Annotated in this window: 17 protein-coding genes and 2 rRNA genes (1 of these 19 only partly in view); 10 read left to right on the top strand and 9 right to left on the bottom strand. The window is 70.6% G+C overall.

Going from position 1 to position 19,934, the window contains the following annotated elements; genetic code table 11:
- The first annotated feature begins 32 nt into the window (after positions 1–32).
- Entirely contained in the window at positions 33–809 is a 777-nt protein-coding gene (gene pstB, locus OG422_RS17970) for a phosphate ABC transporter ATP-binding protein PstB (protein ID WP_143943699.1), read from the top strand.
- A 139-nt stretch (positions 810–948) separates the two neighbouring features.
- On the opposite strand, the gene OG422_RS17965 is transcribed toward pstB, so the two are convergent.
- Complete coding sequence (locus tag OG422_RS17965; RefSeq protein ID WP_143943700.1) at positions 949–1,947, bottom strand: inorganic phosphate transporter; 999 nt, start codon at positions 1,945–1,947, stop codon at positions 949–951.
- A gap of 9 nt (positions 1,948–1,956) precedes the next feature.
- The gene (locus tag OG422_RS17960) at positions 1,957–2,577 is read right to left on the bottom strand and encodes a DUF47 domain-containing protein (RefSeq protein WP_030286220.1); all 621 of its coding nucleotides are present in this window, start codon (positions 2,575–2,577) and stop codon (positions 1,957–1,959) included.
- A 194-nt stretch (positions 2,578–2,771) separates the two neighbouring features.
- Between OG422_RS17960 and OG422_RS17955 the strand changes: the two genes are divergently transcribed.
- Positions 2,772–3,173, top strand: coding sequence for a metal-sensitive transcriptional regulator (locus tag OG422_RS17955; RefSeq protein ID WP_405743691.1), 402 nt, complete (start codon positions 2,772–2,774; stop codon positions 3,171–3,173).
- Between the two features lie 18 nt (positions 3,174–3,191).
- Here OG422_RS17955 and OG422_RS17950 read toward each other — a convergent pair whose 3' ends face one another.
- Positions 3,192–3,377, bottom strand: coding sequence for a hypothetical protein (locus tag OG422_RS17950; protein ID WP_384598149.1), 186 nt, complete (start codon positions 3,375–3,377; stop codon positions 3,192–3,194).
- A gap of 317 nt (positions 3,378–3,694) precedes the next feature.
- Complete coding sequence (locus OG422_RS17945; RefSeq protein ID WP_405743690.1) at positions 3,695–4,543, bottom strand: hypothetical protein; 849 nt, start codon at positions 4,541–4,543, stop codon at positions 3,695–3,697.
- Positions 4,544–4,744: 201 nt separating this feature from the next.
- On the opposite strand from OG422_RS17945, the gene OG422_RS17940 reads away from it, so the two are divergent.
- Positions 4,745–4,978, top strand: a complete 234-nt coding sequence (locus OG422_RS17940) for a hypothetical protein (protein ID WP_405743689.1) — start codon at positions 4,745–4,747, stop codon at positions 4,976–4,978.
- Between the two features lie 228 nt (positions 4,979–5,206).
- The gene (locus OG422_RS17935) at positions 5,207–6,799 is read left to right on the top strand and encodes an FAD-binding oxidoreductase (protein ID WP_405743688.1); all 1,593 of its coding nucleotides are present in this window, start codon (positions 5,207–5,209) and stop codon (positions 6,797–6,799) included.
- Positions 6,800–6,896: 97 nt separating this feature from the next.
- On the opposite strand, the gene OG422_RS17930 is transcribed toward OG422_RS17935, so the two are convergent.
- Together OG422_RS17930 and OG422_RS17925 are read right to left on the bottom strand one after the other, a co-directional pair.
- Positions 6,897–7,715 carry a phosphatase PAP2 family protein gene (locus OG422_RS17930; protein ID WP_251076908.1) on the bottom strand — a complete coding sequence of 273 codons (819 nt, stop codon included), beginning with the start codon at positions 7,713–7,715 and terminating at the stop codon, positions 6,897–6,899.
- 223 nt (positions 7,716–7,938) lie between these two features.
- Entirely contained in the window at positions 7,939–8,946 is a 1,008-nt protein-coding gene (locus OG422_RS17925) for an NlpC/P60 family protein (protein WP_405743687.1), read from the bottom strand.
- Between the two features lie 617 nt (positions 8,947–9,563).
- Between OG422_RS17925 and OG422_RS17920 the strand changes: the two genes are divergently transcribed.
- The 6 genes from OG422_RS17920 (at position 9,564) to OG422_RS17895 (ending at position 17,367) form a co-directional block, all read left to right on the top strand.
- Positions 9,564–9,872, top strand: a complete 309-nt coding sequence (locus OG422_RS17920; protein ID WP_143945021.1) for a hypothetical protein — start codon at positions 9,564–9,566, stop codon at positions 9,870–9,872.
- 550 nt (positions 9,873–10,422) lie between these two features.
- Complete coding sequence (locus tag OG422_RS17915; RefSeq protein ID WP_405743686.1) at positions 10,423–11,274, top strand: hypothetical protein; 852 nt, start codon at positions 10,423–10,425, stop codon at positions 11,272–11,274.
- The gene (locus OG422_RS17910; RefSeq protein WP_405743685.1) at positions 11,264–12,550 is read left to right on the top strand and encodes a hypothetical protein; all 1,287 of its coding nucleotides are present in this window, start codon (positions 11,264–11,266) and stop codon (positions 12,548–12,550) included. Before OG422_RS17915 ends, OG422_RS17910 begins: the two co-directional genes overlap by 11 nt.
- Positions 12,547–14,106: an SCO6880 family protein gene (locus OG422_RS17905; protein ID WP_405743684.1), complete on the top strand. Its 1,560-nt coding sequence runs from the start codon at positions 12,547–12,549 to the stop codon at positions 14,104–14,106. Before OG422_RS17910 ends, OG422_RS17905 begins: the two co-directional genes overlap by 4 nt.
- A gap of 28 nt (positions 14,107–14,134) precedes the next feature.
- Positions 14,135–15,601 (top strand): ATP-binding protein, encoded by a 1,467-nt coding sequence (locus tag OG422_RS17900; RefSeq protein WP_143944382.1) that lies wholly within the window; start codon positions 14,135–14,137, stop codon positions 15,599–15,601.
- A 233-nt stretch (positions 15,602–15,834) separates the two neighbouring features.
- Complete coding sequence (locus OG422_RS17895; protein WP_405747855.1) at positions 15,835–17,367, top strand: type VI secretion protein; 1,533 nt, start codon at positions 15,835–15,837, stop codon at positions 17,365–17,367.
- Between the two features lie 28 nt (positions 17,368–17,395).
- Here OG422_RS17895 and OG422_RS17890 read toward each other — a convergent pair whose 3' ends face one another.
- The 3 genes from OG422_RS17890 to OG422_RS17880 form a co-directional block, all read right to left on the bottom strand.
- A complete protein-coding gene (locus OG422_RS17890) occupies positions 17,396–17,920 on the bottom strand; it encodes a GNAT family N-acetyltransferase (RefSeq protein WP_143944857.1) in 525 nt (174 codons plus the stop codon).
- Between the two features lie 118 nt (positions 17,921–18,038).
- Positions 18,039–18,155 (bottom strand): 5S ribosomal RNA (gene rrf, locus OG422_RS17885).
- Between the two features lie 74 nt (positions 18,156–18,229).
- Positions 18,230–19,934, bottom strand: a 23S ribosomal RNA gene (locus OG422_RS17880); it runs 1,416 nt beyond the window's last position.

Raw genomic sequence — 19,934 nt, 5'->3', positions numbered from 1 at the left:
TGACCGCGCGTCCAGAAAGAAGCAGTGATCCCATGGCCAAGCGAATCGATGTCAGCGGCCTCTCCGCCTTCTACGGCAACCACAAGGCCATCGACGACATCTCCATGAGCGTCGAGCCCCGCTCGGTGACCGCCTTCATCGGCCCCTCCGGCTGCGGCAAGTCAACGTTCCTGCGCACCCTGAACCGTATGCACGAGGTCACCCCCGGCGGCCGCGTCGAGGGCAAGGTGCTCCTGGACGACGAGGACCTCTACGGTCCCGGCGTCGACCCGGTCGCGGTCCGCCGCACCGTCGGCATGGTCTTCCAGCGGCCCAACCCGTTCCCCACGATGTCGATCTTCGACAACGTCGCGGCGGGTCTGCGGCTCAACGGCACCACGAAGAAGAGCGACCTCACCGACATCGTCGAGAAGTCCCTCAAGGGCGCCAACCTCTGGAACGAGGTCAAGGACCGCCTGAACAAGCCCGGCTCCGGCCTCTCCGGCGGCCAGCAGCAGCGGCTCTGCATCGCCCGCGCCATCGCCGTCGCACCGCAGGTCCTGCTGATGGACGAGCCGTGCTCGGCGCTCGACCCGATCTCCACACTCGCCGTCGAGGACCTCATCGGCGAGCTCAAGGAGCGCTTCACGATCGTCATCGTGACGCACAACATGCAGCAGGCGGCGCGCGTCTCGGACCGTACGGCGTTCTTCAACCTCTCGGCGGTCGGGCAGCCCGGCACCCTCGTCGAGATCGACGACACCGAGCGGATCTTCTCCAACCCGTCCGTCCAGGCGACCGAGGACTACATCTCCGGCCGCTTCGGCTGAGCCGCCCGCCCGGCGGCCCCACCCACGTCCTGCGGTGCTGCATGGCGGTGCCACCGCACGACGAAGGGCCCGCCCCTCCACATCGGGGGGCGGGCCCTTTCCTTCCGTACGGGTGCGCCGGGCCGGGGCCCGGCGGCGGTCAGCCGAAGGCCAGCTTGATCACCCAGTAGACGAACGCGGCGACGATCGCCGCCGCCGGCATGGTGATGAACCAGCCCATCACGATGTTCTTGGCGACGCCCCAGCGCACCGCGCGCGGGCCCTTGGTCGAGCCCACACCCATGATCGCGGAGGTGATGACGTGCGTGGTGGAGATCGGCGCGTGGAACATGAACGACGCGGTGTACATCACCGACGCCGCCGTGGTCTCCGCGGCGAAGCCCTGCGGCGGGTCCAGCTCGATGATCCGCCGCCCCAGCGTCCGCATGATCCGCCAGCCACCCGCGTACGTACCGAGCGACAGGGTGATCGCACAGGCCAGCTTCACCCAGACCGGGATGGCGGCGCTGGCGTCCTGGACATCGGCGATGACCAGCGCCATCACCACGACACCCATGGTCTTCTGCGCGTCCTGGAGGCCGTGGCCGAGGGCCATGCCCGCCGCCGAAACGGTCTGCGCTATGCGGAAGCCGCGCTTGGCGCGGTGCGGATTGGCGCCGCGGAACAGCCAGAGGATGACGACCATCACCAGATAGCCGAGCACCAGGCCGATCACCGGCGAGATGAACATCGGCAGGACGACCTTGTCGATCACCCCGGACCAGATCACCTTGGTGCCCCCCGCGAGCGCCGCGCCGACCATGCCGCCGAAGAGTGCGTGAGAGGAGGACGAAGGCAGACCGAAGTACCAGGTGACGAGGTTCCAGACCACCGCGCCGAGCAGCGCGGCGAACAGGATGCCCATCCCCTTGCCACCCTCAGGGGTGGAGATCAGCCCCTCGCTGACCGTTTTGGCGACCCCGCTGCCCAAAAAGGCACCGGCGAGGTTCATCACGGCGGCCATCGCCAGCGCCGCCCGGGGCGTCAGCGCCCGGGTCGACACCGAGGTGGCGATGGCGTTCGCCGAATCGTGAAAGCCGTTGGTATAGGTGAAACCGAGCGCGACCGCGATGGTCACGACAAGCGCGAAGGTGTCCATGGCCGGGGCTCAGGACTCCTTGACCGCGATGGTCTCGACGGTGTTGGCCACGTGCTCGAAGGCGTCGGCCGCCTCCTCGAGGATGTCCACGATCTGCTTGAGCTTCAGCACCTCGATGGCGTCGTACTTGCCGTTGAAGAGGTGGGCGAGGAGCTTGCGGTGGATCTGGTCGGCCTGGTTCTCCAGACGGTTGACCTCGATCCAGTACTCCGTGAGGTTCGACATCGTCCGCAGATTCGGCATCGCCTCGGCGGTCAGCTCGGCCGCCCGCGCCAGCACCTCGATCTGCTGCTCGACGCCCTTCGGCAGCTCCTCCACCTTGTAGAGGACGACGAGATCGACGGCCTCCTCCATGAAGTCCATGATGTCGTCGAGTGACGAGGCGAGGTTGTAGATGTCCTCGCGGTCGAAGGGCGTGATGAACGAGGAGTTCAGCTGGTGGAAGATCGCGTGGGTCGCGTCATCCCCTGCGTGCTCCGCCGCCCGCATCCGTTCGGCGATCTCGGCCCGCGCGGAGGTGTCCGCCCCGAGCATTTCCATCAGGAGCTTCGAGCCGGTGACGATGTTGTCCGCGGACGCGGCAAACATGTCGTAGAAGCTCGTCTCCCTGGGGGTCAGACGAAAGCGCACGTGAAATCCTCGGGGTGCATCGGTTCCGGTCGAGTTGATGTTAGGCGCATCATCCAGCCACTGCTTACCAGCATTCCTTCAGTGTCGCCCATCGGGCAGCATGCTCTGCACGGGGTACCTCCGGTACCCGGAAAATTCGGTACCATATACCCACCAGGGGTATATGGATCGACGGGATACCACGGGAGACGGCCATGACGACGACGGACGCCGGTACGGACGGCACCACCGAAACCGCCGCGGTCGACCCCGCCTCCGCGCCGAAAACCGCCCCCCAGGGCGACCCGGACGCCGTCACCGACCACGACCGCGGCATCCACGGCTACGCCCACCAGAAAAACGCCCACCTCAAGCGGCTGCGCCGCATCGAGGGCCAGATCCGCGGCCTCCAGCGGATGCTGGAGGAGGACGTCTACTGCATCGACATACTCACGCAGGTCTCGGCGAGCACGAAGGGACTGCAGTCCTTCGGGCTCCAGCTCCTGGAGGAGCACCTGCGCCACTGCGTCGCCGACGCCGCGGTGCACGGTCCCGAGGCCATCGACGCCAAGGTCCAGGAGGCCACCAAGGCCATCGAGCGGATGCTCCGCACCTAGGGCACACCGGCCGCCGGATCACCGCCCGGCGGACCGCTCCCGCCGGTGTCCGTCGACGTCCAGCAGTTCGTCGATACGGTCCGGGCTCAGCCGCTCCTCGCTCGCGGCGGCCGCGGCGATCATCAGCTCGCCGGTCAGCTCGATCTCGACGAGAGCCACGCGGTCCTGAACCGTCGCATCGCAGGTCACGGTCACGGACGACACCTTCCTTCGCGCGCCTCCCCCTCCGAGGCGGACACCGCCCAGCGTAGGGACGGCGCCACCCGCCGCCCATGGCACGGAAGGACCATTTCCGCCACCCCGCCCGGGTACCGGCCCCTTCTTCGACCCGCTCCGGAGACGGCCGAAAACCGACGGTCGAGAGGGCGATCTTCCGGCCCGGCGACCGTTCCGGAGCCCGCTCCGGCGGCCGCACCCGGCCCCCGCACCCGGCACCCGTACGCGCCCCCTCGCCGTCCGGCCCGGCCCCGCACCCGACGCCTCACCACCCGGCGCCCCGTCACCCACCGCCCCCCGGCCCCTCACGAGCCCGTGGTCGCGATCCGCCCCGCGTAGATGGCGTCCCGCGGCGGCAGTGCCACCTCCGGCCTGCGGCCGAAGTCGTCGAGCCGGGTCGTCGACGTCACCGCCGCGCCGCGCGGCGAACCGTTGGCGAAGCGGTAGTGCTGGCTGACCTTGCGCAGCCGCCCCGCCGCGTCCAGATACGCGTCGAACGGCACCCGCCGCGTGGTGAACCCTTTTTCCGCCGCCGTCAGCACCGGCCGCGTCCGCTCCGCCGCCGCCCCGGCGGCCGCCGCGATGTCCGTCGTCCCGCTGTAGTGCCGCACCGCGACGCCGTCGACCCGCGCCTCGCCCCGGTACGTCACCTCCCGCGCGCCCCGCAGCAGTTCGGCCGCGGCCAGCGGGTCGGTGGCCCCGCCGGTGACGAGATTGCCGTCCGCGAGGCCCGTCGCATCGATCCGCACCCATTTGTCCGCGGGCACCCCGGCGCCGCGGTTCTTCATGTACAGCGCGCCCGGCACCAGGATCTCGGTGACCGGCGGCCGTGGCCCACGCCCGTCGCCCGCCGGGTCCGGCAGCGTCAGCCGCAGCCGCCCCGTACCGCGCCGGAAGTCGTACTCACCGCTGCCCCGGATCGCCACCCGGGTGCCGCCGCTGATCGTCTCCATCGTCGAGGTGACCCGCGCCCCGCCGGCCCGCAGCAGCGCGTCGGCGCTGGCCCGCACCGCCCGCTCGGCCGCCGAGGAATCCGCACCCGGCAGCCCGTCGGCGGACGCACCGCCCGCCGAACACCCCGCCGTCAGCAGCCCCGCCCCGCACACCAACGCCGCGACGACCGCGCCCGTCTCCCGCCTGACCTGCGCCACCATCGCGTACGAGCCCCTTCGGCCGCTTCCCCTGGGCGGACCCGGAACGGCCGGTACCGGAGGCCGCCGACCGGGCGCTCCGCTCACCGGCGGTCCGCGCCGGGCGGCCCGTTCCGGACGGCCGGTCACGCACCGGCCGCCCCGTTCAACGACCGTTTCCGGGGCCCGTCACGCCCCGCCACCCGGGGCGCGTAGCGTGGCGGGGTGACCGATCGCGCCCCGCGCCCCCACCCGTCGGGCCCCTCCGTCCCCGGCCCCGCGCCCGCCGCCGACGGCGCCCCGGCCGACGGCGCCGGGCACCACACCTCCACCTCCGAGCGCGGGTCCTTCATCTCGGCGGGCTGCTCCTGCGGCTGGCGTGGCGCCGCCCGCCGCGCCCGTTCCCAGGCCCGTACGGACGCCGAACGCCATCTGACCGCCGCCACGCCGCCGGAATGATCCCGCGTCCGGGAACCGTCAACTCCCCTGCCGCATCTGGGTAGGGAGAGAACAACGGCACCGGGCACCGGCCGGCGCACCGCACCTGACCGACCTTCAGGCCGCGCGCGCCGCATCCGGAACGCCACCCCCACGGCGGCGCCTCCCGCCCCGGTACCGCACCCCTCGGCCACCGGCCGGACCCGTGGCCGTACGGGGACGCCGATCACCACGAGGGGACATTTCCCAATGAAGCGCCGCACACTCCTGCAAACCGGTGGCGGTCTCGCGGCCACCTCGGTCGCCTGGGCCACCGGCTGCACCACGAACGGCGCGGCCTCGGGCTCCTCCGCCGCCCCGGCCACGGCGGGCGGCGCACTCAGCGCCACCGCCTCCTCGTCCACGAAACCTGCCGCCACCAAGGCCGGTTGGAGCGCACTCGCCAAGAGCCTCGACGGCAAGCTCATCCGCCCCTCGGACGCCGCGTACACGACGGCCGGGCGCCTGTACAACACCCGCTACGACACCCTGAAGCCGTCGGCGGTCGCCTACGTCGCGCACCCCTCGGACATCGCCGAATGCCTGTCCTTCGCGCGCCGCTACCGCACCCCCGTCGCCATCCGCAGCGGCGGCCACTCCTACGCGGGCTACTCCAGCGGCAACGGCAAGCTCGTCATCGACGTCTCGTCCCTCGACACGGTCGGCGCGCCCTCGGGCGGCGAGGTCGCGATCGGCGCGGGCGCCAAGCTCATCGACATCTACACCGGCATCGGCGCGCACGGCGTCACGCTGCCCGGCGGCTCCTGCCCGACCGTCGCGATATCCGGCCTCACCTTGGGCGGCGGACACGGCGTCACCTCCCGTGCATACGGCCTGACCTGCGACAGTCTCGTCGGTGCGACGGTGGTCACCGCCGACGGCAAGACCGTCGACTGCGACGCCTCGCAGCACCCCGACCTCTTCTGGGCGCTGCGCGGCGCCGGGAACGGCAACTTCGGCGTCGTCACCGAACTCCGCTTCCGTACGCACCCCGCGCCGCGTTCGGTCATGGCGTACATGACCTGGCCGTGGGCGAAGGCGGCCAAGGTGCTGGGCTCCTGGCAGCAGTGGGGCCCCTCGCAGGCGGACGAGATATGGTCCGCCTGCCATCTGGACGCCCGCCCCGGCGGCACCCCCTCCGTCTCCGTCGCGGCGTTCTCCATGGGCGGCTACCGCGACCTCCAGAACGCCGTCGACCAGCTCGCCGACCGGCCCGGCGGCCCGGGCCCCGCGGCCACCGTGCGGCTCACCCCCATCGACCACCTGGACGCGATGGAGGCGTACGCGGGCTGCTCGTCCAAGACGACGGCGCAGTGCCACGCGCCGGGCGCGCTGCCCGGCCAGACCACCCCGGGCCAGCTGGGCCGCGAAACGTACGCGGCGCGCTCGCACTTCTTCGACCGGCCGCTGTCCGCGTCGGGCATCCAGACGGCCCTGGCGCAGGTCGAGAGCGGCGGCCACAAGGGCGTGACCGGCAATGTCGCGTTCACCGCGCTGGGCGGCGCGATCAACCGCGTCGCCGCCACCGACACCGCGTTCGTCCACCGCGGTTCACGCTTCCTCGCGCAGTACCTGGCGTCCTGGCCGGCCGGCGGTTCGTCCGCCTCCCGCACCGCCTGGCTGGACGCCTTCCACGGCGCGATGCGCCGCCACTCCTCGGGCGCCGCCTACCAGAACTACACCGACCCGTCCCTGACGAACTGGAAGTCCGCCTACTACGGCCCGGCCACCGACCGCCTGGACAAGGTCAAGCGGACGTACGACCCGCAGCGGCTGTTCAGCACGTTCCCGCAGGCGTTGTAAGCGGCGTACGGGGCGGGGGCGCCGGGCTCCAGGCGCGCCCGTGGACGGACGGGCGCGGGCCCCAGGGGCATACGGGCCGGGGCCTGCCGCCCCGGCCTCACGCCGCCAGGTCGCGTTCCTGTCCCTCGCCGCCGGGCAGCGCCGCCCGGCCCCGGGCCGCCGGGGCGGTGGGCGCTTCCTCCGGTGCCGGGTGCCCGTCGTCCGCCGGGGCGTACCGCTCGCCGTAGGTCTCCGTGAACGCCTGCGCGTACGCCGCCTCGACCGCCGCCCGGGCATCGGGCGTCTCCGCCGTCTCGGGGACCCCGGGGGCCCGCACCAGGCGGCCCACGCGGGAGCGGCCGAGCCGGGTCATCAGCGGTACCAGCAGCGCCTGCGCGGGCGGCGCGAGCAGCAGCACCACGGCGGTGCCCAGCGCGAACCCGCCGATGACGTCCGTCGGGTAGTGCACGCCCAGGTAGATCCGGCAGAACCCTTCGAGCAGCGCCAGGCCGATACCGATCAGGCCGTAGGAGCGGCGGACGAGGAAGAGTCCGGCGCCGACCGCCATGGCGAGCGTCGCGTGGTCGCTGACGAACGAGAAGTCGGTCTTCCCCGGGACGAGGACCGTCAGCCCGGCGTGGTCGTGGAACGGGCGGGGGCGGCCGACGATGGCCCGGATGGGGGCGTTGGCGAGCAGCGCGAGACCGGCGGCCAGCGGTGCCCACACCAGCCCGGCGACCGCGGCGGGCGCCCCGGCGCGGCGCCGCACGGACCACCAGGCGAGCACGCACAACACGGCGAGCGCGGCGAGGACGCCGTATTCGCCGAGATACTCCATCGCGTGGTTGACCCACCGCGGAGCATCCTTCGCGAGGCCGTTGATGCCGCCGAGCACGTCGGCATCCGGGTCCGGCCCCTCAAGTGCGAGTCCAGCCATCTGCTGTGACCCCTTATCTTCCGCGCGCGCGAGCGCCGTGTGTGTGCTGCCGGCCCCCGTGGTCGTCCTGTTCCGCCGCACCGTCACGACGGGCGCGCCCCCGCGTCCGGCCCGCCCGACGCCAGGAGAACGCGCGCGTCATCACGGTCGTTCCGCACGCCACCGGATGATCACCAGCCTGTCGTCCCAGCGTGACCCACCCCGGGCGCCGGGCGCCTCATGTTCACGCGGTGTTCGCAGCGGGCAGCGCTTTCGCGCCATCGGAGGTGACGCGGGTGGCGCCGATGTAGTCCGGCACATCGATCTTGTCGAACCGGATCAGCGCGCCCGTGTGCGGCGCGTTGATCATGTATCCGCCGCCGACATACATCCCGACGTGATGGATCGACCGAGGGTCCGTCAGATCGTTGGCGAAGAACACCAGATCGCCGGGGAGCAGCTCATCGCGCTTGGGGTGCGGACCGGCGTTCCACTGGTCGTTCGCCACCCGCGGCAGCTCTATGCCGACCGAGTGGTACGCGGCCTGCGTCAGCCCGGAGCAGTCGAACCGGCCGTTCTGCGCGGCGGTGCCCGTACCGCCCCAGAGATAGGGCGTGCCGAGCTTCGCCTGCGCGTAGTAGATGGCCCCGGCTGCCTGCTTGTTCGACGCGACCGGCGCGGTCGGCGCCTCGAAGCTCTTGGCGAGCGTGGTGATCGACTTGACGTAGTTCTGCGTCTCGCCATAGGGCGGGACGCCGTTGTACTGGATCACGCGGTAGGCGCCCGCGTTGTACGCGGCGAGCATGTTGTGCGTGGCGTCGCCCGGCGCGTCCTTCACGTACTTCGCCAGCTCACAGTCGTACGACGCGGCCGACGCGATGGCGTCCGCCGGGTCCCAGACGTCCTTCTTGCCGTCGCCGTTGCCGTCGACGCCGTGGGTGGCCCAGGTACCGGGGATGAACTGCGCCATGCCCTGCGCGGCGGCAGGGCTCTGGGCCCGAGGGTTCCAGCCGCTCTCCTGGTAGAGCTGCGCGGCCAGCAACGAGGGGCTTATCGCCGGACAGAGCTGACCCCACTTCTGCACCAGCGGCTGATATTCGGCGGGCACCGCCCCCTTGGCCAGCCCGAGCGCCCGCCCACCGGCCGCACCGACCAGCCCGGCGGCCGCGGTGTACGTGCCGATCACGAGCAGCGCGAGGAGACAGAGCATCAGCCCCGCCCCGATACCACCTGCTATCCAGAGTTTCCGCACGCCCCAACCCTCCCCCATCCGGGCTCACTTCGCCGCCGATTCCCCGCCACCCCTGGAAGTTCCCACCGCACGGCGGCGCACACCTCGGCGCAGGGGGCGCTCATCGGGGAGCGGCGTACGGCCGAGAGGTTACCGGGCGCGCCCGGCCCCGGCTCAGCACCGGGCACCACCGCACGCCCCCTCCCTCTCCGCGATCCGCCTCGTGGCCCTGCCGATGATCCTTGTGAGGTCCTCTGTACCGAAGTGACGGTGCGACACGGAACCACCGCGCCCCGGGCCACGTCCCTCCTCCCGGGAAGGGACGCACACCCCCGGACCTGCCCCGACGACCCCATCCCGGCCTACCCCCCGACCTGCTCCGGCCCACCTCACACCGGGCCGCCCTTCAGTCCATCATTGCTCACGGTTATCATACGTGATACATAGGGTGACACCATAGGTGTGATGGGTGACGTGGAGCGCCGTGCGGGCCGATCCTCACCCCGCCCCTACGAGATCCGCGCAAGAATGCCGCCAAGTCGACATCTGATGGTGTCTTTGTCGGCGAAGATGGAGACTGACTCCTGTCAGCACATACAGGGGACCACAACTACCCATAAAGGGGCGGTGAGTTCAAAATGTTCATTGCGGCCGGCAAAGGCGACATCAACACCATCATCGGCGGAATCGCCCCGGATTGGGGCCCGTTCGGCACCCTGGGCAACGAAGCGCGCGTGATGGTCGAGGTGGTCATGGCCGTCGCGATCCTGCTCTGCCTGGGCATCGCCATCTGGGGCGCAGCCAAGCAGCGCATCGGCGCGACCGCGCTCCGCGACACCTTCAGCGCCGAGCAGGGCAAGGGCCTGATCGTCGCCGGCCTCACCGGCGTCTTCATCATCGGCTCCCTCGGCACCCTCTTCACGATCGTCTACGGCATGGCCGTATAGCGCACACCGGACGCGCCCCGGCCGCCCCGCACGGCGACCGACGGGCCGTCACCTGCCCGCCCCCGCACGCCCCGCGGCCCCCGCCGGGCGCCGCATCCCGAGCCGGGCCGGACCGCCACCGGCGCCACCGCATGCGCCCCGTCCGCCGCCCGTATGCCTCCATCCACCCCCCGACGGCTCCACCTCCCGCGCCGAGGCCCCATGCTGACGTCCGCCCACCCGCGTACGGCCGGACCCCCGGCCGGCCCCGGCACGCCCGCGACCAGCGGACCGGTTGGGGCGGCCACCCCGTGGGGACAGGTCCGTCCGGAAGGAAGAAGGTCACGGCGGCAGGCGGCGAAGCGGGTGCACGCCAAGGGGGCAAATGCCCTGCAGTACCCCATTCACCCCCACCGCACAGCAGCTGAGGACCCGTCACGGTGAGATGTACTCGTACCACTTCACCCGAGCCGCCCACCACGCGGCTACGGTCATACGAGGGCAGACCCCCAACGGCGGGGACGGCGAAGACGGTGGAGACGGCAATGGCGGTTGAGGGGGCACGTACGCGATGAGCAGCGACGACGACGGCTACGGCGGTGGCGACTACACGAGTCCCACCGGCCAGACCCGCACCAGACTTCCGGACAGCGAGAGCGACGCCTTCGGCTCGGGACGCCGGTCCCGGACCGGCCTGTCGAGCCGCAACCTCATCGCCGTCGTCGGCGTGGTGGTCCTCCTCATCGCCGCCATCGCCTTCGCCAACCGCGGCTCCACCTCCGCCCGCACCGACGACACCGCGGACGGCACCCCCAAGAGCGGCCCCGCCGCCCGGCCCACCGCCCCCACCGGCACCGCCCCCGTCGACAGCAAGAACGGCACCATCGCCTCGGGCTTCGCCAAGACGCAGCAGGGGGCGCAGTCGGCGGCGGCGAATTACGCGGTGGCGCTCGCCGGAGTCGGCATGTATGCGCCCGCCAGCCGCCAGCAGATCGTGAAGGCCGTGTACGCGCCGCCGGTGGCCGCAGCGCGGAAGAGCGCCCTCGACAAGATCTACGCGGACCCGAACTTCCTGGGCCGGATCGGCCTGAAGCCTGACGGCAGCGCGCCCAAGGGCATGACGTTCGTGTCACGCGCGATCCCCGTCGGCACCGAGCTCGAATCGATGAAGGACGACACCGCGAAGGTGGCGGTCTGGTACTCGGCGCTTTTCGGTCTCGCCGGGGTGGAATCCAAGAACCCCGTGTCTGAGAGCTGGTACACGAACACCTTCGAGCTGAAGTGGACCGGCGGGGACTGGAAGGTCACCGACTTCACGCAGAAGGACGGCCCGGCCCCCGTGGGCCGGGACCAGGCGGCCGCATCGGCCGAGGACATGTCCAAGGCCGTGGAAAGGTTCGGAGGGTTCACCTATGCCCGCTAACAACCGTCGCCGTCTCCTCTCCCTCGCAGGGCTGGTGACATCTGTTCAGACCGCGGTGGTCCTGCTGTCCGCCCGCGCCGTGGCCGCACCGGACCCCAAACCGAGCGACAACCCCTGCGATCTCATCCGCGGCCCCGCCCAGGACTACTGCCTGGACGGCGACAAGGCCCCCGGCACCCCCACCCCCGGTCTCTCCGACAACAACCCCCTCGACCCCCTCACCTCCCTGGCCAAGGGCTGTGCCAAGGCCGCCGCCTGGATCGTCGACAAGCTGGCCGACGCCGTGAAGGCGACCTCGCAGGTCGACTTCACCAACTCCGCGTTCCTGCGGCAGTACGCCGTCGTCTTCGCCGCCTCGACCGTCCTCACCCTCGTCCTGTGGCTCCTCGCCGTCGCCAAGCGCGCCGTGCGCGGCGTACGGCTCACGGAGGCGATCAGCGAGGCCATCGGGTTCCTCTGGCTGACCGTGCTCGCCTCCGCGTTCACCCCGCTGATCCTCTACACCGTGGTCTCGGCGACCGACGGCGTCACCGAGATCATCGCGAAGGGCACGGGCGCGAAGACCGACACGTTCTTCGGGGCGTTCTCCGGGGCGCTGACGAAGGGCACCGACATCGGCGGCGGCCCGATCATGCTGATCGTCGTCTCGCTGGTCTCCGTACTCGCCGCCGGTGTGCTCTGGCTGGAGCTGGTGATCCGCGCCGCGCTGCTGTACGTCGGCGCGCTGCTGGGCACCGTCGTCTACGCCGGGCTCGTCGACAAGAACATGTGGGGCCACGTCCGCCGCTGGGCCGGGATCATGATCGCGGTGATCATGGTGAAACCGGTGATCGTGATCGTCCTCGGCATCGCCGGCGCGCTCTCCTCCGACGAGGGCCCCAACGCCTTCTCCGCCGTCGTCTCCGGCCTCGCCATCATCGTCCTCGCGATCTTCGCCAGCGCGATGATCTACCGCTTCGTCCCCGGCTTCGGCGACGAAATGATCTCCGCCCGGACGAACAAGGGCCGCGCCACCGACGGCAGCCAGGCCGCCGCCATGGTCTCCTCCCCCGCCGCCCTGGTCTCCCAGGGCATCAAGACCCACAGCACCCGCAAGTCCGACGGCGGCGGCCAGTCCCAGGGCGGCGGAGGCGGCCAGTCCCCCGCGAACGGCGTGGCCGGCGGCGTCGCCGCCCACAGCACCCGCACCGCCCCCCCGGCCCCCCGTACCAACCCCGGCACCGGCGCCCCCGGCGGCTCCCGCACCGGCAAGTCAGCAGGAGGTGAGGGGCGGTGACCACACCCCATCCGATCGCGCCCCGCAGGACGTATCTGATCGGCCGCGCCCGGCCCAACGCCGTCGTCGGCAAGAACCGCGAGACCGGCGAGATCGCCCTGATCATCGCCGGCGCCTTCCTCGGCATGGTGTGCGGCCTGATGGTGAAGGTCCTCGCCCTGCGGATCGCCGCCCTCACCGGCTTCCCGGTGCTGGGCCTGGCCGCCGTGTACGTCCCGTACAAGGGCCGCACGTTCTACAAGTGGTTCGAGATCCGGCGCAGCTACCGCCGCACCCTCCGCCGCGGCACCGCCTACCGCTCCGCCGCCGCCGAGGCCGGCATCCGGCTCGACGGCCGCGAGGTCGAGATCGGCCCGCCGCCCGGCATCGGCCGCATCAACTGGCTCGCCGCCCCCTTCGGCCCCGACGAGATCGCCGTCCTCCTCCACGCCGACCGCCGCACCGTCACCGCCGCCATCGAGATCGAGGGCCCCGGCGTCGGCCTGCGCGACAGCGAGGACCAGGAGGCGCTGGTCGACCGCTTCGGCACGCTGCTCAAGCACGTCGCCAACGGCGACGGCTTCGTCACCCGCCTCCAGATGCTGGCCCGCACCCTGCCCGCCGACCCGGACGCGCACGCCAAGGACGTCGCCCAGCGCGGCGACACCGCCTCCCCCGCCTGGCTCCAGGAGTCGTACGACCAGCTCCAGTCGATGGTCTCCACCTCCTCCGAGCAGCACCGCGCCTACCTCGTGGCCTGCATGCACTACGACCGCGAGCTGGCCGCCGAGGCGATGACGATGGCCCGCGCCGCGGCGGCCCAGCGCGGCGGCACCTCCCGCGGCAAGCTCGACCGCGACGCCGGGCTCGCCGTCGTCATGGCCCGCGAGCTGACCGACATCTGCGCCCGCCTCGCCGAGGCCGACATCCGCGTCCGCCAGCCGCTCGGCCAGGCCCGCCTCGCCTCCCTCGTGCACTCCATGTACGACCCGGACCACCCCATCGACCACATCCAGGCGATGAGCAAGCGCAACACCTGGCCCGCCGAGCTGGACGCGATGGAGCCGACCTACCTCCAGGCCAAGACCCGCGAGTCGACGACCCGCGCCCCCTGGTGCCACGCCACCGCCTGGATCAAGGAGTGGCCACTGACCCCGGTGGGCGTCAACTTCCTCGCGCCGCTGCTGGTGCACACCCCGGACGTGATCCGCACCGTCGCGGTCTGCATGGAACTGGAGCCCACCGAGATCGCCATCGAGCGGATGCTGACGGAGAAGACCAACGACGACGCCGAGGCCAGCCGCGCCGCGAAGATGAACCGCGTCGTCGACCCCCGCGACGTCGCCCACCACGGGCGCGTCGACCAGCGCGGCGAGGACCTCGCCTCCGGCGCCGCCGGGGTCAACCTCGTCGGCTACCTCACGGTCTCTTCCCGCTCCCCCGAGGCGCTCGCCCGCGACAAGCGCACCATCCGCGCCTCGGCCGGAAAGTCCTATCTCAAGCTGGAGTGGTGCGACCGCGAGCACCACCGGGCGTTCGTCAACACCCTGCCGTTCGCGACCGGAATCCGCCGCTAAGCCGCTGGGAGGCGCGTACGTCATGGCCATGCTCGATCCGCTCGGAGCGCTCACCGACGCCTTCACCACCTTCCTGTTCGGAAAGGTGGAGACGACGCGGCTGCCCGTACGCACCTCCACGGGGCAGGCGCAGGCCGTCTACCTGCCCACCGCCGCCCCCGGTCTCGGCGACTCCGGCGTCATCATCGGCCGCGAGGTCTACAGCGGCAAGGGCTACATCTACGACCCGTTCCAGCTCTACGGCCAGCAGCTCCCGGCCCCGCACTGGCTGGTCCTCGGCGAGTCCGGCAACGGCAAGTCCGCGCTGGAGAAGACGTACGTCCTGCGCCAGCTCCGCTTCCGGGACCGGCAGGTCGTCGTCCTCGACGCCCAGGGCGAGGACGGCGTCGGCGAGTGGAATCTGATCGCCGAGCAGCTCGGCATCACCCCCATCCGCCTCGACCCGACCGCCGCCCTCAACGGCGGCATCCGCCTCAACCCGCTCGACCCGTCGATCACCACCACCGGCCAGCTCGCGCTGCTGCGGACGATCATCGAGGTCGCGATGGGCCACGGCCTGGACGAGCGGTCCGGCTTCGCCCTCAAGGTCGCCCACTCCACGGTGCTCGGCGAGTTCGGCGGCGGTGACGACGGCTCCGGCCCGCCCCGCCAGCCCGTCCTCACCGACATCGTCGAGCAGCTGCGCCACCCGGAGGCGGAGGCCGCCGAGGCGATGAACGTCGACATAGACGACGTCCGGGCGTGGGGCCTGGACGTCGCCCTCGTCCTCGACCGCCTCGTCGACGGTGACCTGCGCGGCATGTTCGACGGCCCGACGTCCGCCGGGATCGACCTCGACGCCCCGCTGATCGTCTTCGACCTCTCGCACATCGACCGCAACTCCATCGCCATGCCGATCCTCATGGCGATCGTCGGCGTGTGGCTGGAGCACACCTGGATCCGCCCGGACCGCAAGAAGCGCATCTTCCTGGTGGAGGAGGCGTGGCACATCATCAACTCCCCCTTCGTCGCACAACTCTTCCAGCGCCTGCTGAAGTTCGGCCGCCGCCTCGGCCTCTCCTTCGTCGCCGTCGTCCACCACCTCAGCGACGTCGTCGACGGCGCCGCCGCCCGCGAGGCCGCCGCCATCCTCAAGATGGCCTCCACCCGCACCATCTACGCCCAGAAGGCCGACGAGGCGCGCTCCACCGGCCAGGTCCTGGGCCTGCCCCGCTGGGCCGTCGAGATCATCCCGACCCTGACGCCCGGCATCGCCGTATGGGACGTCAACGGCAACGTCCAGGTCGTCAAACACCTCATCACCGAGGCGGAACGCCCGCTGGTCTACACCGACCGCGCGATGACCGAGGCGTCCGAGGTCTCCGCGGCCTCGGCCCTGCCCACGGACGAGGCCCGCGCCCTGGAAGCCGCCGCCGACGCCGAGGCCGAACAGCGCGCAGAGGCCCTGGCCCTGGCCCGCCAACTCCAGGACGAGTCGAGCGAGACGGTGGCGTGACTCCCCCACACGACTCCCACCCGGGGGCGTACGACAACGATGACGCGCCCCCCGGCGGCCGGTACGGCCACGACCCGCGAGGCGGTGATCCGGGGGCGTACGACGGCCGTACAGGGGCGTACGACGGCCGGTACTACCCGCACGGCGCCCGGTACGACTCCGGTCCGCACGGCCCCCGGTACGACGCCCCCCGCGACCCGCGGCCCGACCGCGGCCCCCGGCAGCACGGCGGCATCCCGGACTCCCTCCTCATCGGCCTGCTGGCCTTCCTCCTCGGCCTGAGCGTCCTGATCTGGACGGCGACCGGCCTCGCCGGACTCCTCAGCCACGGCGCCTGGCCGGACGGCGTCACCTACTCCGGCACCCCCACGGCCCTGCGCCACCTCATCACCGAACCCCACGACCTCCCCGGCGCCTGGCCCGCCACCCCCAAGTCCCAACTCGCCGGCTACGGCCTCTTCTGGGGCCTCCTCATCGGCGAGCTGATGGTCCTCCTGGTCCTGACCCTCTTCGCCCTGGGGACGCTGACGCGCTACCGGGCGGTGCGGCGGGCCCGGCGCGCGGGGGCACTTCCCGGGCCGTCCCAGCAGTCCCCGACGTCCCCTAAGGGAGCGGGCGCGCAGGCGGTTCCGGGGCCGCCTCCGCGGACGACGTCGAGGGCTGCCTCGGCCTCTGATACCGGCTCAGTTCCTGGTACGGGTACGGCCCCAGGCCCGGCTTGCGGCACGGACCCAGCCACCTCTCCCCTCGCGGACCCGGCCCCCGTCCCGGCGACCACCATCGCCCCGCTCCCCGCCATCGCTCTCGCCACCCCCACCGAGGCCACCGAACCGCCCCTCCCCCGCCTCCACTTCGGCACCGACCGGGCCGCCGCCACCGCCGCCGCGCTGGCCGCCGTCACCGCCGCGCCGGGCCCCGTCGTCGTCGCGACCACCGATCCGTTCCTCTGGTCGGCCACCAAGGACGCCCGCGCCAAGCTCGGCCCGGTCCTCGTCTACGACCCGGCGCACCGCCTCGACACCCCGTCCCGGCTCCGCTGGTCGCCGACGACCGGCTGCGAGGACCTCGCCACCGCCGCCTCCCGCGCGGCCGCGCTGCTGGCCCCCGTACAGCCGCACAGCACCTTGGACGCGGCCGTCGCCGACGCCGCCCGGACGCTGCTGCGCTGCTGGCTGCACGCCGCCGCGGTTGACGGACGCCCGTTCCGCCAGCTGCACCGCTGGGCGCACGCCGGCGGCGGCGCCCAGGAGCCGGTCCGCATCCTGCGCACCGACCCGAAGTGCGCCGCCGGTCAGGCGGGCGAGCTGGAGTCGGTGCTGACGGCCCACCCCCAACGCCGCGACGAAGCGAAGGAGTTGGCGAGCCGGGCCCTGTCCGCCCTCGGCTCCGTCCACATCCGGGACGCCTGCAACGCCCAGCGCGCCGACGTCCTCGTCCTCGACTCCTTCCTCGACGAGGGGGGAACGCTCTACGTCGTCGGCGAGGCGCTGGAGGACCCGCGCACCGACCCGGGCGCGATGCCGCTGCTCACCGCGCTCCTGACGCAGGTCGTCGAGCACGGCCGCCGGCTGGCCGCCCGCTCCGCCACCGGCCGTGTCGACCCGCCGCTCACCCTCGTCCTGGACGACATCGCCGCACTGGCCCCGCTGCCCGCCCTGCCGGACCTCCTCCGCACGGACCCGCCCCGCGGCCTGCTCACCCTCGCCACGATGCGCTCCCCGGAACAGGCCCGCGCCCGCTGGCCCCACGCCGCCCTGCCCCTCTGAGCCGCACGGCCCCGGGGCGGGCACCCGCCTACAACCGGGGCAGCGCCATCTCCCGCTCGACGGCCGCCCGGTTCTTCGGATCCCCCGCCGTCCGCCCCGTCGGTACGAACCCCAGCGCCCGGTACAGCCCCTCCGCCGGGGCGTTCTCCTCGTGCACCCACACCCGTACGCGGCCCACCACCGGCTCCGACAGGCTCCACGACCAGCCGAGCGCCGCCTCGAACAGCTCCCGCGACAGCCCCGTCCCCCGGTGCTCGGGCCGTACGTACACCGCGACGACCTCCGTCTGCGGCACCTCGGCCTCGGCATCCAGGACGACCACGACCATTCCGCCCCAGCTGCCGTCCGGGCCCTCCCCGATGAGCGTCAGCGTGGTGCCGCTCTCATCGCTCCGCGCGGCGCGCCGCTGCCAGTACTCCGCCGGCTGCGCCGCCGCCTCCTCGAACGTCTGGTGAAACGCCACCCGCGCCACGGGATCGGCCAGCGCCGCCAGCCTCAGCTCCTTGAGCCGCTTCCACTCGTCCGCCGTCACCGGTCTGATCAGGTACGCCATCGCCTCAGCATCGCAGCGCCCGGCCCCCGCTGACCAGTGAAATCCGGACCCCGAACGCAAAAATGCTCCGGTCTCCGGAAACCACTAACTGGTTTCCGGGAACCGGAGCTCAAAAATTGTTCGGCGGCGTCCTACTCTCCCACAGAGTCCCCTCTGCAGTACCATCGGCGCTGAAAGGCTTAGCTTCCGGGTTCGGAATGTAACCGGGCGTTTCCCTAACGCAATGACCACCGAAACACTATGAAGTTGACCAACCCGGCATCAACACAGGTCGTTACTTCAGAACCTACACAGTGGACGCGAGCAACTGAGGACAAGCCCTCGGCCTATTAGTACCAGTCAACTCCACCGGTTGCCCGGCTTCCATATCTGGCCTATCAACCCAGTCGTCTACTGGGAGCCTTAACCTCTCAAGGAGGTGGGAGTACTCATCTCGAAGCAGGCTTCCCGCTTAGATGCTTTCAGCGGTTATCCTTTCCGAACGTAGCCAACCAGCCATGCCCTTGGCAGGACAACTGGCACACCAGAGGTTCGTCCGTCCCGGTCCTCTCGTACTAGGGACAGCCCTTCTCAATACTCCTACGCGCACAGCGGATAGGGACCGAACTGTCTCACGACGTTCTAAACCCAGCTCGCGTACCGCTTTAATGGGCGAACAGCCCAACCCTTGGGACCGACTCCAGCCCCAGGATGCGACGAGCCGACATCGAGGTGCCAAACCATCCCGTCGATATGGACTCTTGGGGAAGATCAGCCTGTTATCCCCGGGGTACCTTTTATCCGTTGAGCGACGGCGCTTCCACAAGCCACCGCCGGATCACTAGTCCCTACTTTCGTACCTGCTCGACCCGTCAGTCTCACAGTCAAGCTCCCTTGTGCACTTACACTCAACACCTGATTGCCAACCAGGCTGAGGGAACCTTTGGGCGCCTCCGTTACTCTTTAGGAGGCAACCGCCCCAGTTAAACTACCCACCAGACACTGTCCCTGATCCGGATCACGGACCCAGGTTAGACATCCAGCACGACCAGAGTGGTATTTCAACAACGACTCCACAACCACTGGCGTGATCGCTTCACAGTCTCCCACCTATCCTACACAAGCCGAACCGAACACCAATATCAAGCTATAGTAAAGGTCCCGGGGTCTTTCCGTCCTGCTGCGCGAAACGAGCATCTTTACTCGTAGTGCAATTTCACCGGGCCTATGGTTGAGACAGTCGAGAAGTCGTTACGCCATTCGTGCAGGTCGGAACTTACCCGACAAGGAATTTCGCTACCTTAGGATGGTTATAGTTACCACCGCCGTTTACTGGCGCTTAAGTTCTCAGCTTCGCCATGACGAATCATGACTAACCGGTCCCCTTAACGTTCCAGCACCGGGCAGGCGTCAGTCCGTATACATCGCCTTACGGCTTCGCACGGACCTGTGTTTTTAGTAAACAGTCGCTTCTCGCTGGTCTCTGCGGCCACCACCAGCTCACCGAGTAAATCGGATCACCAGCAATGGCCCCCCTTCTCCCGAAGTTACGGGGGCATTTTGCCGAGTTCCTTAACCATAGTTCACCCGAACGCCTCGGTATTCTCTACCTGACCACCTGAGTCGGTTTAGGGTACGGGCCGCCATGAAACTCGCTAGAGGCTTTTCTCGACAGCATAGGATCATCCACTTCGCCACAATCGGCTCGGCATCAGGTCTCAGACTATATGCACGACGGATTTACCTACCGTGCGTCCTACACCCTTACCCCGGGACAACCACCGCCCGGGCTGGACTACCTTCCTGCGTCACCCCATCACTCACCTACTACCACCTTGGATCAGCGGCTCCACCACTCCCCTCAACTCCGAAGAGATCAGGGCGGCTTCACGGCCTTAGCATCAGAGGGCTCGATGTTTGACGCTTCACAACGGGTACCGGAATATCAACCGGTTGTCCATCGACTACGCCTGTCGGCCTCGCCTTAGGTCCCGACTTACCCTGGGCAGATCAGCTTGACCCAGGAACCCTTAGT

It is taken from the genome of Streptomyces sp. NBC_01525, from assembly GCF_045040405.1.
Classification (GTDB): domain Bacteria; phylum Actinomycetota; class Actinomycetes; order Streptomycetales; family Streptomycetaceae; genus Streptomyces; species Streptomyces benahoarensis.
Note: the sequence above shows the minus strand (reverse complement) of the source record. Positions and strands in the feature narration are given on the sequence as shown.

What these genes read in the sequence shown, in the direction of transcription:
- OG422_RS17965 (WP_143943700.1), bottom strand. Translation starts at nt 1,947, where the DNA reads ATGGACACCTTCGCGCTTGTCGTGACCATCGCGGTCGCGCTCGGTTTC.
- OG422_RS17935 (WP_405743688.1), top strand. Translation starts at nt 5,207, where the DNA reads ATGAAGCGCCGCACACTCCTGCAAACCGGTGGCGGTCTCGCGGCCACC.
- OG422_RS17930 (WP_251076908.1), bottom strand. Translation starts at nt 7,715, where the DNA reads ATGGCTGGACTCGCACTTGAGGGGCCGGACCCGGATGCCGACGTGCTC.
- OG422_RS17910 (WP_405743685.1), top strand. Translation starts at nt 11,264, where the DNA reads ATGCCCGCTAACAACCGTCGCCGTCTCCTCTCCCTCGCAGGGCTGGTG.
- OG422_RS17900 (WP_143944382.1), top strand. Translation starts at nt 14,135, where the DNA reads ATGCTCGATCCGCTCGGAGCGCTCACCGACGCCTTCACCACCTTCCTG.
- OG422_RS17915 (WP_405743686.1), top strand. Translation starts at nt 10,423, where the DNA reads ATGAGCAGCGACGACGACGGCTACGGCGGTGGCGACTACACGAGTCCC.
- OG422_RS17955 (WP_405743691.1), top strand. Translation starts at nt 2,772, where the DNA reads ATGACGACGACGGACGCCGGTACGGACGGCACCACCGAAACCGCCGCG.
- OG422_RS17920 (WP_143945021.1), top strand. Translation starts at nt 9,564, where the DNA reads ATGTTCATTGCGGCCGGCAAAGGCGACATCAACACCATCATCGGCGGA.
- pstB (WP_143943699.1), top strand. Translation starts at nt 33, where the DNA reads ATGGCCAAGCGAATCGATGTCAGCGGCCTCTCCGCCTTCTACGGCAAC.
- OG422_RS17890 (WP_143944857.1), bottom strand. Translation starts at nt 17,920, where the DNA reads ATGGCGTACCTGATCAGACCGGTGACGGCGGACGAGTGGAAGCGGCTC.
- OG422_RS17945 (WP_405743690.1), bottom strand. Translation starts at nt 4,543, where the DNA reads ATGGTGGCGCAGGTCAGGCGGGAGACGGGCGCGGTCGTCGCGGCGTTG.